The sequence below is a fragment of the Flavobacterium sp. DSR3-2 genome (assembly GCF_049896525.1).
Taxonomy (GTDB): Bacteria; Bacteroidota; Bacteroidia; order Flavobacteriales; family Flavobacteriaceae; genus Flavobacterium.
Genome location: NZ_JAFCUM010000018.1, coordinates 1 through 14,162, shown reverse-complemented (window position 1 = coordinate 14,162; position 14,162 = coordinate 1). Strand labels below are relative to the sequence as shown.

General features: G+C 34.4%; 7 protein-coding genes and 1 pseudogene. 4 read left to right on the top strand and 4 right to left on the bottom strand.

From position 1 onward, the window contains the following. Positions 1-10: 10 nt before the first annotated feature. Entirely contained in the window at positions 11-1,270 is a 1,260-nt protein-coding gene (locus ACP7AV_RS16120; protein WP_426092820.1) for a glycosyltransferase, read from the bottom strand. 110 nt (positions 1,271-1,380) lie between these two features. Between ACP7AV_RS16120 and ACP7AV_RS16115 the strand changes: the two genes are divergently transcribed. After that, complete coding sequence (locus tag ACP7AV_RS16115; RefSeq protein WP_099713544.1) at positions 1,381-1,962, top strand: tRNA-(ms[2]io[6]A)-hydroxylase; 582 nt, start codon at positions 1,381-1,383, stop codon at positions 1,960-1,962. Between the two features lie 77 nt (positions 1,963-2,039). On the opposite strand, the gene ACP7AV_RS16110 is transcribed toward ACP7AV_RS16115, so the two are convergent. The 3 genes from ACP7AV_RS16110 to ACP7AV_RS16100 all read right to left on the bottom strand — a co-directional run bounded on the left by ACP7AV_RS16110 (position 2,040) and on the right by ACP7AV_RS16100 (position 11,197). Continuing rightward, the gene (locus tag ACP7AV_RS16110) at positions 2,040-3,902 is read right to left on the bottom strand and encodes an OmpA family protein (protein WP_426092819.1); all 1,863 of its coding nucleotides are present in this window, start codon (positions 3,900-3,902) and stop codon (positions 2,040-2,042) included. Positions 3,903-3,921: 19 nt separating this feature from the next. Continuing rightward, complete coding sequence (locus ACP7AV_RS16105) at positions 3,922-4,839, bottom strand: PorP/SprF family type IX secretion system membrane protein (protein ID WP_426063368.1); 918 nt, start codon at positions 4,837-4,839, stop codon at positions 3,922-3,924. 61 nt (positions 4,840-4,900) lie between these two features. Further along, on the bottom strand, positions 4,901-11,197 hold the full coding sequence (locus ACP7AV_RS16100; protein ID WP_426092818.1) for a gliding motility-associated C-terminal domain-containing protein: 6,297 nt from the start codon (positions 11,195-11,197) through the stop codon (positions 4,901-4,903). Between the two features lie 629 nt (positions 11,198-11,826). Between ACP7AV_RS16100 and ACP7AV_RS16095 the strand changes: the two genes are divergently transcribed. The 3 genes and pseudogenes from ACP7AV_RS16095 to ACP7AV_RS16085 form a co-directional block, all read left to right on the top strand. Then, positions 11,827-12,024 carry a hypothetical protein gene (locus tag ACP7AV_RS16095; protein WP_426092817.1) on the top strand — a complete coding sequence of 66 codons (198 nt, stop codon included), beginning with the start codon at positions 11,827-11,829 and terminating at the stop codon, positions 12,022-12,024. Between the two features lie 1,622 nt (positions 12,025-13,646). After that, positions 13,647-13,874, top strand: a pseudogene (locus ACP7AV_RS16090) (transposase); the annotation flags it as partial. Between the two features lie 119 nt (positions 13,875-13,993). Then, the coding region (locus tag ACP7AV_RS16085; protein ID WP_426092854.1) for a helix-turn-helix domain-containing protein at positions 13,994-14,162 on the top strand (169 nt) is incomplete at its 3' end.

The window sequence follows — 14,162 nt, the reverse complement described above, 5'->3', positions numbered from 1 at the left end:
CGTCTTGTTTCTAAAACTTGACGGGATTTTTTTTATTTTTCTCTTCAATCCATCTTGACATATATTTAGTGCTTTTCAAAGTATGATGTTGCAACATAGCTCCCATAAAATTATTCAATCGATGTTGTTGCCAATTAGAAAGTAAAAATTCTATTTTAGTTTTAAAGTTGTTTTCGAACAAATCTTTCAGATATCGCTGATTAATAATTTTCACGCCATTTTGTTGGGCTTGCAGCCAAATTGTTTGGTCTTGATATAATTGTACTGCCAGATCTACAAAACCAACAACATCATCTCTGATGAAACCGTTCCACGGTAACTCACCATGCATGGACTCCGAACCAATTAAAGTCGTTACACTTGGTGTGCCACACTGCATCGCTTCTAATAACTTTCCTTTAATACCAGCTCCAAAACGCAAGGGAGCCAAAACAACTCGTGCTTCCTTCACTACTTCTTGTGCATCACTAGCTCGTCCCCTAATTAAAAATCCATCTTTCTTATTATGTAATTGCAGTACTTTCTGCGAAGGATAAGCGCCATACACATTTAAAACAGCCTCTGGTAATTGTTTTTTAATTAAAGGCCAAATGGTTTCTTTTAAATACTTAACAGCATTCCAATTGGGTTCATGCAGAAAATTTCCGATAAAAATAAAATCTTTCCTATCTTCAAAAGACGGCAGCTCGTGTAATTGCATATCGTCAATTGGTTCCAATAAAAAAGGCAAATAATACAGTAAAGCTTTATCTATTTTAAATGCAGATTCTAATAGATCCATTTCAAATTCGGAAATCATCAAAGACAAATCACACCGCAAAATACTGGCTATTTCCCTTTTTGCTACCTCTTCAACAAACAGATCAGTTGTATTGAAAGGACGGTTTTCTTTGAACGCTTTCTGACGAGCTAATCTCAGACAATGTAAATCTTCAGTATCCAACAATCGTAACGCATTCGGACAATTTTCCGAAACGCGCCAACCAAATTGTTCTTCCATCATAAAACGATCAAACAGAACTACCGAGGGATTTAATTCTTTTATAAAAACATCAAAACTGGAATTATTAAGGGCTATTGATTTTTTCTCCACTTTGTACTCTTGTAAATCAACCATAAAATCACTGTCTTGCGCAGGACTAGCAAAAGTAATGCTAAAACCTTGCGCTTTAAAAAGTGAAATCAATTGCATCATCCTTCCTCCCGCTGCAGACGAATTAGGTTCTGGCCAAACAAAACCAATAATTAAAAGCTTTTGAACTTGATTCATATTATTATAAAATTTCAAATGCAAAATAATGCTATTTTGAGTTCAATCCGCTCATTTGAACAAAAATAGATTATAAAACACTAATTTTGTTGCAAATAAATTCCATTATTATGTTAGGATTAAAATTAGCCACAGACCCGCGTTGGGTAAATATAGTTGAATCAAATATAGAAGAAATCTTGACGGATCACGCTTGGTGTGAGCAAAAAGCTGCTTCCAATGCGATAAGTTTAGTTACTTATAATTCTGAATTAGAAGAATTAGTAACGGAAATGTTAATCATTGCAAAAGAAGAATTAGATCATTTGCAATTGGTTCATAATTTAATAAAAAGTAAAGGACTGACTTTAGGTAGGGAAAGAAAAGACCATTATGTAAATGAACTTTTCAAATTCATGAAAAAAGACGGTAGCCGAAAAGATGCTCTTTGTGACCGATTGCTATTTTCGGCAATGATTGAAGCCAGAAGTTGTGAACGGTTTAAAGTTTTATCAGAAAACATAAAAGATGTTGAACTGGCTACTTTTTACAGAGATTTAATGATTTCCGAAGCTGGTCATTACACTACTTTTCTGGGATTTGCACGAAAATATGCCGACAATATAGATGTAGACAAACGCTGGAAGGAATGGATTGAATTTGAAACTTCGATTATCACTAATTATGGCAAACAAGAAACAATCCACGGTTAGATAAAAATGAAATGTCATATTAAACTAAAACAGGATGCTTAAGGGCATCCTGTTTTTTATTGTTTAAACTACGTAATTTATTTTAAAATTATAAATTCGGAACGTCTGTTTAAGGCATATTCTAATTCCGTGCATTGATCTTGACAATTAATTTTAGGCTCAGATTCTCCATATCCATTTCCTGATAACCTGTCAACATTAATTCCTTTTGAGATAATATACTCAACAGTTGATTTAGCTCTTCTGCTTGATAAATCCACATTGTATTCATCGGTTCCTCTAGAATCAGTGTGCGCTTTAACATTAATCTTGAGCGCATCATTTTGCGACATCACATAAACTAATTTATCAAGTTCTGCAGCACCACGTTCCGTAATATCGCTTTTATTAGAATTAAAATAAATAGGATTTAATATAATTTCTGTTTCTGTAACAATTACAGCGATTGGCTCAATTGCAGCTTCAAAACTTATTTTGCCTTGCTTACTTGACGCTGAAAATGATTTAGTAACATAACCATCTTTAAAAACTTCTATCGTGTATGGCTTTTTACATTCTGCATTATAAAGAACTTCCCCATTATTATCAGACATTTGGGTTTCTAAAATAGTTTTAGTAGCATCCAAAATTACGACTTTGGAATTGGCAAGTATTTCTCCAGTTATAGCACTTTTGACTGCAACTAAAATTTGAGCATTGCAGATTGGACTCGCACTGTAAATATGATCTTTCCCTGAGCGGTTACTAGACACATATCCCAAATTTTTATCTGTGTTAAAACTAAAAGCGAAATCATCTTTCTCCGTATTTACTGGTTTTCCTACATTGGATGGTTCCGCATCTTTTTTTAAATCAATAGAAAAAACGTCTAAACCGCCAAAACCTATCAATCCATTTGATGAAAAGTACAAAATGGAATCATCAGTTACAAAAGGAAAATTTTCATCACCAACTGTGTTAATTTTAGTTCCTAAATTTTCTGGTGTACCAAATGTTCCATCATCGTTCACCATTACTTTCCAAATATCAGTTCCTCCTACAGATCCAGGCATATTCGAAGCAAAATAAAGCACTTTACCATCCCTATCGATGGATGGATTGCCGGTAGAATAACTTTTACTGTTGAAAGGCAACGGAGTTATAGAACTCCATTTTCCGATTTCTTTAACTGCTTTATACAAATTAACCTGACCAAACTTCAGCTTATGTGCTTTATCTCTCTCGAATAATTTATCTTTGAAACTTTCACTTGAAAAGTAAATAACAGTGCCATCTTTGGTCATCGTCAACGGGCCTTCATGAAACCTGCTATTTAATTCATTAGTAGAAATTGGCTCAGCATAACTTCCATCAGCATTATATGTAGACTGGTAAATATCCAAATACGGCTCATTATTCCAGCCATACATTTTACTGCTTTCATTTCTGGCGCTCGCAAAATAAAGCACATCGCCATAAAGAACGGCACCAAAATCCGATTGTTCTGAATTTACTGAAATTCTATCAACCTCAAATCGATTTTCTATAGCATTTAAATCCGAGAGGAAATTTGGATTGTTAGTAAATGCTACGGCACGTTGATCATTAGGCATCAAATTGACAAACGTTTTCATTTGAGTATTTGATTCCGCATATTTGCCATTAGATTTTAACATTTGAGCATATCTATAATAGGTTTCCGCATCTTGCTGAGATTGTATTGCTTTAGCATACCATTTTTCAGATTCTACAGTATTGTGTGTATAAAAATAACTATTTCCGAGTTGCTTGCTCACATACGTATCGGAATTCCCATTTTCGACTAATGCGATATATTCTTGGGCAGCTTCAACATAATCATAGCTTTCAAATAATTTATCAGCATTTTTAGTCTCTTTGTTTTGTGCGCTAAGTGAAAAACTAGCTAGCACAAAAAACAGTAATATTGTATTTTTTTTCATTACGTTGAGTAATTAAATTTTAGAAAAATCTAGGAGAACGGGACACTTTTTTCGATTCAAATAAATCATATAACAATATAAATTCATGTGACGAAGGAGCAGTTACTTTTAAATCTGAGACGATATGATCATATGCATATCCGATTCTTAACTCAGGAGTCACTGCAAAATTTATCATTCCGCCAAAACTGTCTTGCAACCTGTAAGTTGCTCCAATTTCGAACTTTTCCTGATATAAAAAATTAGCTGACAGATCTAAAGAAGGCGTTACATTAAAGGCTGACTTCAACATTAAAGAAGGCTTGAATTTAAGCTCATAATTAACATCGAAAACATAACCTGCAGTAAGGAAATAATGTGAAACATCTGAGCCATATTCTCGTCCATTATAATCTAAATGCGCTGATCTGATCATATTGGGAAGCGATAATGCTACATAATATTTGTCTGTATAGTAAAACAAACCTGTTCCTAAATTTAATGATGTGTCGTTAATATCTTCACCAAAGATACCTTCCGAGGGGTCCGGCAGGCTCGATTGAATGTCTCGAAGTCCTACTTTGTGAAAAGAAACTCCCCCTTTTACACCAAATGCCAATCGTTGTGTATCTCCTAGTTTCAACGTATAAGAGAAATCTCCAAATACATTTTGCTCTGTTACCGGTCCAATTTTATCTGATATGAAAGAGATACCAATACCAACATTTTTTCCTGCTGGCGCATGTCCTGAAAAAGTAAATGAAGCAGGTGAATCTTCAATATTGACCCATTGTTTTCTGTATAAAAGACCAAAAGAAACACTCTCTTTTGAACCTGCATAGGCCGGATTGATAACATTCATATTATACATGTATTGTGTATAATGTGGATTTTGTTGCGCTTTTACATCTATACATGTGAAGAGAGTTAAAAGAGACATCAATAGTATTTTGTTCATATCTGTATTTTTTCTGTTTATAAGTCAACTAAAAATAGTTGTGGACTAATAAATATATTAATTACTGTTTTTCTCTGATCAGATAAATCCAACCTGTTTTGGGCTCACCACTGTTGAATTCTATAACATAATAATAGGTAGCACTTGGAAGATCTTCTCCTTTGCTTGACTGACCATTCCATTGGTCGGAATAATTATTCTGACTGTAAACCTTAATGCCATATCTGTTGAAGATTTCCAGTTTCTTGACATCCATCAATCTTAAATCGAAGAAGTCATTCGAACCATTTCCATCAGGAGAAATTCCTTTTTGCATGTTACAATAAACAGACTCAACAATTACATCACTTGATGTTTCACAACCGGTGTTTAAAGAAGTGACAGTAAGCGTATATGTTACTGGAAAAACTACTTGTCCGCTTGGATTCGACGCAATCACATCAGTTACATTTAGCACATTTGAATTAGTACCTACTAAATTTCCTGCTTTATCTTTCCATTGATAAGACACATTGTTTGGATCATATGAACGTAATAGTGGATTAGCAGTTAAAGTATATTCTTTGTTTTCACAGTCTGCTATGGTTTCAAATTGAATTTGTGGAGGAATAGCGTTTATAATTGTTTCAGAACCTAGAGTTATACACGCAATACTATTTGTAAATCGTACGCTCATTGTATATTTTCCAGGAGCCAAATTATTAAAAACAGCACTGTTTTGATAACCACTACCTATACTGTACTGAACATTTGCTTGGGTAGCAATCTCGATACTTCCTGATGGTACAAAACAAGTTGGTTGCGTAACCCGCACCAGAGTTGGTGTTGATGGCAATAAAGGAAGTGGATTAACAGTTACACTTCCTGTACTTTGTACGGAACATGTATTGTCAGCACTATTTCTCACATATAAAATATAATTATTGGGAGCCAATCCTGTAAAAGTATTTGATGTTTGATAAGTTGTACCATTCAAGCTATATTGTACTCCAGATTGAGGAGTTATCGAAATTGTTCCCGACGGTACTGCACACGTTGGCTGAACTACACTAGCCGTTGTTGCAACAACCGGAGGAGTTGGAACTGCGTTTATTGTTATCATTGTTGCCGATGACTTCAAACAAGTATTATCTGCTGTACTTCTTACATACAAAGTATAATTATTTGGTGCCAACCCTGAAAATACATTCGAAGATTGATATGTTGTTCCATTCAAACTATATTCCACTCCTGTTTGTGTGGTGATTGAAATGCTTCCCGATGGAGTGGCACATGTAGGCTGAACTACACTTGCAGCAGTTGGTATAAGAATTACTTGTATTGCATTAATCGTGACTGCACCAGAAGATGGCGTTACACAAGTATTATCCGCTGTATTTCTTACATACAAAGTATAATTATTTGGTGCCAATCCTGAAAATACATTCGAAAATTGATACGTTGTTCCATTCAAACTGTATTCTACACCAGATTGAGTGGTAATTGAAATACTTCCCGATGGAGTCGCACAAGTTGGTTGTATAACACTTGAAGTTGTCGGAACAACCGGAGGATTTGGAATCGCATTAATCGTAATCGCAGCTGAAGATGGTGTTACACAAGTGTTATCCGCTGTATTTCTTACATACAAAGTATAAGTATTTGGTGCCAATCCTGAAAATACATTCGAAGATTGATACGTCGTTCCATTCAAACTGTATTCCACTCCAGATTGTGTGGTGATTGAAATACTTCCCGATGGAGTAGCGCAAGTTGGTTGAATCACACTCGCCGTTGTCGGAACAACCGGAGGAGTTGGAATCGCATTAATCGTAATCGCAGTTGAAGATGGTGTTACACAAGTGTTATCCGCTGTATTTCTTACATACAAAGTATAATTATTTGGTGCCAATCCTGAAAATACATTCGAAGATTGATACGTTGTTCCATTCAAACTGTATTCTACACCAGATTGCGTGGTGATTGAAATACTTCCCGATGGAGTCGCACAAGTTGGCTGAATCACACTAACCGTTGTTGGTACAACCGGAGGATTTGGAATCGCATTAATTGTGATTGTACCCGAAGATGGCGTTACACATGTATTATCCGCTGTATTTCTTACATACAAAGTATAAGTATTTGGTGCCAATCCTGAAAATGCATTCGAAGTTTGATACGTCGTTCCATTTAAACTGTATTCTACTCCTGTTTGTGTGGTGATTGAAATACTTCCCGATGGAGTCGCACACGTTGGTTGAATCACACTCACATTTGTTGGTACAACCGGAGGAGTTGGAATCGCATTAATCGTGACTGCAGCTGAAGATGGGGTTACACAAGTGTTATCCGCTGTATTTCGTACGTACAAAGTATAAGTATTTGGTGCCAATCCTGAAAATGTATTTGAAGATTGATACGTTGTTCCATTCAAACTGTATTCTACACCAGATTGCGTGGTGATTGAAATGCTTCCCGATGGAGTCGAACAACTTGGTTGCATGACACTTGAAGTTGTCGGAACAACAGGAGGAGTTGGAATCGCATTAATTGTGATTGTACCCGAAGATGGAGTTACACATGTATTATCCGCTGTATTTCGTACATACAAAGTATAAGTATTTGTTGCCAGTCCTGAAAATGTATTCGAAGTTTGATAGATTGTTCCATTCAAACTGTATTCCACTCCAGATTGCGTGGTGATTGAAATACTTCCCGATGGAGTCGCACATGTAGGCTGAACAACACTTTCAGCAGTTGGTGTAAGAATTACCTTGATCGCATTAATCGTAATCGCAGCTGAAGATGGTGTTACACAAGTGTTATCCGCTGTATTTCTTACATACAAAGTATAATTATTTGGTGCCAATCCTGAAAATACATTCGAAGATTGATACGTTGTTCCATTCAAACTGTATTCTACACCAGATTGAGTGGTAATTGAAATACTTCCCGATGGAGTCGCACACGTTGGCTGAATCACACTCGCCGTTGTTGGTGCAACCGGAGGAGTTGGAATCGCATTAATCGTGATTGCACCCGAAGATGGCGTTACACATGTATTATCCGCTGTGTTTCTTACATACAAAGTATAAGTATTTGGTGCCAATCCTGAAAATACATTCGAAGTTTGATACGTTGTTCCATTCAAACTGTATTCCACTCCAGATTGTGTGGCAATTGAAACACTTCCCGATGGAGTCGCACACGTTGGTTGAATCACACTCGCCGTTGTTGGTACAACCGGAGGATTTGGAATCGCATTAATTGTGACTGCACCCGAAGATGGCGTTACACAAGTGTTATCCGCTGTATTTCTTACATACAAAGTATAAGTATTTGGTGCCAATCCTGAAAATACATTCGAAGTTTGATACGTTGTTCCATTCAAACTGTATTCTACATTAGATTGCGTGGTGATTGAAATGCTTCCCGATGGAGTCGCACACGTTGGCTGAATCACACTCGCCGTTGTTGGTACAACCGGAGGAGTTGGAATCGCATTAATCGTAATCGCAGCTGAAGATGGGGTTACACAAGTATTATCCGCTGTATTTCTTACATACAAAGTATAAGTATTTGGTGCCAATCCTGAAAATATATTGGAAGATTGATACGTCGTTCCATTCAAACTGTATTCTACGCCTGTTTGTGTGGTGATTGAAATGCTTCCCGATGGAGTCGCACACGTTGGTTGTATTACACTCGTTGTTGTCGGAACAATCGGAATAGTTGGAATCGAATTAATCGTGATTGCACCCGAAGATGGCGTTACACATGTATTATCCGCTGTATTTCTTACATACAAAGTATAAGTATTTGGTGCCAATCCTGAAAATGTATTTGAAGTTTGATACGTTGTTCCATTCAAACTGTATTCTACTCCTGTTTGTGTGGTGATTGAAATACTTCCCGATGGAGTCGCACACGTTGGTTGTATTACACTTGAAGTTGTCGGAACAACCGGAGGAGTTGGAATCGCATTAATCGTGACTGCAGCTGAAGATGGGGTTACACAAGTATTATCCGCTGTATCTCTTACATACAAAGTATAAGTATTTGGTGCCAATCCTGAAAATGTATTCGAAGTTTGATACGTTGTTCCATTCAAACTGTATTCTACCCCTGTTTGTGTGGTGATTGAAATACTTCCCGATGGAGTCGCACACGTTGGTTGAATCACACTCGCCGTTGTTGGTACAACCGGAGGATTTGGAATCGCATTAATCGTGACTGCAGCTGAAGATGGGGTTACACAAGTATTATCCGCTGTATTTCTTACATACAAAGTATAAGTATTTGGTGCCAATCCTGAAAATATATTCGAAGATTGATACGTTGTTCCATTCAAACTGTATTCCACTCCAGATTGTGTGGTGATTGAGATACTTCCCGATGGAGTCGCACAAGTTGGTTGTATGACACTCGTTGTTGTCGGAACAACCGGAGGAGTTGGAATCGCATTAATGGATATTGGTGACGATGGAACAGAAGTACAATTATTTACTCCCGTAACTGTAAAAGTATAACTCGTGGATGCTAATAAGTTCCCAAATAAATAAGTGCTGCCAGATCCAGATACAGGGCTACCTGAAGACGGTGTTATAATCCAAGTACCTACTAATGGTAATCCCCTCAATAAAACACTACCTGAATTATCAGAACAAGTTGGCTGCGTTATTGCATCGATTACTGGAGAAGGTGTTACATTGAATTCTACACTGATATCAGCTGACGATGGAGTACATTGGCCATTTGTAATGGTCCAAGTAAACACATAAACTCCTTCAACACTAACTGAAGCTGTTGAAGATCCATTTGTACTATCACTAAAAGCAACCGTTCCCGGTCCAGATTTTTTTGACCAAGAACCCGTTCCAACTGACGGTGTATTACCACCCAAAGGATCACTTGTCAGAATACACTTGGACTGGTTTCCGCCAACAGTAGCAACCGTTGGCTTCTCAGCAAAACTCATTGTAATATTAGCCTCTGAGTAACACGGTGTCAATGCAGATGCTGCAACTACGACAGGATTTGGGTCTTTCAAATTATAATCCACAGCTCCATTTCCATAATCTAAATTACCACTTCTCTCTGGACTTAAAAAAGAATTTGTAACCAAATAATTCGCTTCATCCTGATCAGCCAAAGTCATAGCAAAAAATTTAATATCCCCAGTTGTATATCCTAAGAGTGATTTTAAAATTTCGACTTCAAAGCCTAAACTGTAGTCCTTTATTCCAGCGTTATTTTTATTCACTCCCATTACAGAAGAAGGAATTCCTGTGGCTGCTATTCCTAAATTTGTTTTAATTGAGGTTCCAGTTCTTAATTCAATTATATCCGCACTATAATTAGTTTCACCTGAATCTGTTCCAATAGCAAGGCAATAATCTGCTTGAAAATAAGAGTCAAACGTACTTGGGTTATTATTAAAATAATTAAAGGCATTAACGGTAGGAATCGACCCAGCTTCATCTCCATAATTAGAAATATTGAACCCTCCGGTTTTTGTGTCAAGAAATAACAAAATTCTTCTGTTACTAAGTGACTTTCCAAGTATGCCAAATATTAATTTATCTTCTGTTGAGCTTATTTTTAAAGAATTAATGTATCCAGTTGAAGCAGTGGAAGATAACGGAACTGACAGAAAATTATCTTCTAAAGAACCCGTTCCCCACGCTTTTTCTGTAACATTTCCATCAAAATTTACGGCATATCTAGTACGCACCCTTACTACTTGACCATCTGTTAAATCATTAGTTACAAAAATTTTGTTTGTTGACATAACTTGCTTAACAACACCATCTACTGAAAATTCAAATAAATCACCTCCTCCAGTAGCCGTGAAAGTGACTGATGTACCTATGCACAAAGGAGAAGAAGTACTATTAGCTGGAGAAACTGTCAAGAAGACTGCAGGAGGAACAATGTAAACAGACGCAACAACAGGTACTCGAATGCTGGTATCTCCTCCAGATCTACTCTGTACGTAATAGGTTCTCGTAGCACTAATACTTGGACTGTAAACACTCCCGGTATATATAGGAATACCTGATGATTGAGAAGTATACCACTCAATAGTCTCATTACCATTTACTCCAAAAGCATAAACATTGACTTGTACCGGATTCACACCATCGCTACAGGAACTCCCTGCAGTTATTAAAGGAGAAGGCAAAACAGCCAGAATTCTTGAATTTTTTAAACTTCTTGAATTCTTTTTCTGCTTTTTTATTGTATCCGAATGTAATGATTTCGTAGAAACCTTAAAACCTCGCTGGTAAAAATTTATATCATTATTAATATTCTTCGAACTTAAAAAGAAACCAAATAATAAACTAAACAGTAAAAATAAAAGTAATTTTTTCTTCATAAACCCAATTTTGTAATTAATATAATATTACTTGTAATTTAAAATAAATGACTAATAATTTAAAAAAATAAAAGTATAATTTTATTTCCATTGAACAAATCAAATTTTAATAAAAAATTAACTATTTTATAACAACATATTTAAACAACTGTTAATCATATACATAAACAATGTAAACCAGCATAATGTCAATGACATTTTATTGATAAATTTAAACTAAAACAAGTATTTAAAGAAAATTTTAATTTATATGACTACTAACATCACAAGAAGTAATTACTCAGGAATAAAATATTAAAGCAAAAGGAGAATTTTTACAGTCTTTAAAAATCTTAAAACAAAATTAAGAAATTAACTTAATAATTCTGAGAAAGCAATAATTTGCGAACATCAAATAGATACTAATTGCTTGTTAAATTAGAAAGAAAATGATTTAAAACTGTTCCGATAAAATTTAAATTTTTAAAAAAATTATAGAAATAGGAAATTTAATCACACTATTGGTTTTTGATTTTACATTAAATTATTATTTAACGATAAGGAGCAAAACCTATGGAGGATTTGATAAAAAAGAAGATATTTATTATTGTAATAATGTGGATAGAATTCCCATAGAACTATAAAAATTTATGCTTACTCATTTTTTAATAAACGACTTTGAAAAAGTTTCTGCTATTAGTTCTGAAGAAAACCTACAGCTATATTTCGAAGAAAAAGTCACAGCAACAAAAAAGTTTGATATTCCAGAATTTGTATTTACAGCCTTTTTAGATGAAATTAATATCCAAGATTTCACTCTTCAACGTAAGACTGTATATTTTTTGTAGTAAACGTTGTCTTTAGAAATATAAAATTATCGAGGAAATCATCAAAAAACATTTGTAGTTCGTTGATAAAAACCACCTATGACGCGAGAACTTCTATCTTTTTTAAAAATACTAAGGGATAATACAGCAACTGACTTACACACTATTCAAAGTTTCTTTGGTACTAATGGTTAAACGTTCCAATGACAATCCAAACAACACAACAGTTCATTTAATACTTGGGAAACTACAGAACATGTTCACCTAGTAATTATTTACCCAAAAACATGGAACTCATTTACCGATTGATGAAGTAGCACTTGTTAAATGATAACTTTACACTATTGTTATCAATAAATATAAAAAGGTAAAAACGGTAGTAACCGGCTATTTCTACTAGAACTACCAATAAACAAGTTATTGCGAAAGTCAGGAAAATTGATTTAAAAAAAGACAAGCCTTTATAAAAGTTATGGTAAAAATAGGTAATTCTGTGAAGTTAATACATAGAAAATGTTTTCCGAAACCAATACAAGAAACCAAACATATACTTACACAAAAATTAACTATATAGCTTTCAAAGAAATTACGATGAAACAGCGATTAAACACTATGAACATCAAGAATCACTTAATATTACCGGCAAAATCCGAAAATGAACTACATACCACTCAACTATTGAATAAAGGCGATACTGCACAACTATAATTAGATACAATTCGCTATTTACATTATAAATTAAGATAAGTGAACCAATTAAGCAAGAAGAAAGAGCTCATCTTTTATTTGAGTTATATACTGCTGTAAGAACTGTAAACAAATTATCACATAAATTACGAAATATTCACAATTCATATGATGATAAAATATGGCTATGCTAAAATTAGCGCACTAATTAAGAATTGTAAATAAATCAAAATTAAAGAGCTTTGATAGTGTCCTTAACACAACAATGATTAATTATCCATCAAAATTAAATTACTTTGACTATCAAAGCATTAATGATCAAACTATATCTTTCAATTCTAAAATCAAAACTTTTAAATCGGTATCTTGAGTTGTTCTAAAAATTTATTTTTTATTATTCCAATTATTTAATCTTTTTGAGTACTACTGAAACAGTTCTAAAAGTTGTAGAGAAATATTAAATAAGGGATATTTAAATTTATATACAACCATTCGAAGTAGATTCTTTTGATGAACTTATAAAATTATTATAACCAGAACTTATTGTTGATTACTTCGAAATAATCATTTACAAAAAAGGAATAGAGACACTTCATCTTCACTTAAAAGAGATCAATTTAATTCCTATAGAAAATCGTCACCACAATTTAATTCCCAAAAAATACTTTGATGAAATAATCATTCTATACTTTCCAATTTGCCGACAATAGTTACAATTAAGGGCTAGAAGCCGATACTTTCTGTGTAAAAACAAATCAAAATGGTCAGAACTGCGAAGCACATCACGAAGACCAAAATTCAAATAAAAATGTGAGTAAAACCAAATAGACCGTGACGCATTATTATTTGAATTGTATCCCGATATCGAAAAAGCATACAATGTAGCAAAGGATGTAAAAAATTTCTTTGGGAAAACAACCGATAAAATTATTGAACTTTAAAGGTTAGCCAAATGGCACGAGAAAGTAAATCAATCTGGGTTTAAGTCTTTCAATACAATCTCAAGATCTATAATGAATCATTATCAAACCATATTGAACTATTTTGATAACAGAAGTACAAATGCTTCGGCCGAATGTTTCAATGCCAAAATAAAAGCATTTAGATCGCAATTTAGAGGAGTTAGAAAAATAGAATTCTTCCTTTTTAGACTAACTAATATTTATGCTACTAGATTCAACTAATTAATGCAACTTTTAGGGGGGAGATAAAGACATTTTTTCAAAAGAGAGGACTTTTAAAAAGCCCTCTCTCTCGAATGGAATAAATGTTCTTTATTTGCTCCTGACCAAAGTTGTAAATAATGGGCCACTTAACCAGCGAACAAAGATACACAATCGGTGTATTATTAGGTCAAAACTACAATAAAAGTGAAATAGCAATTCTTATAAATAAGGACAAATCTGTTATAACACGTGAATTAAAACGCAATTGCGATTTACGCAGTGGTAAATACAGTTCTGAATTAGCGC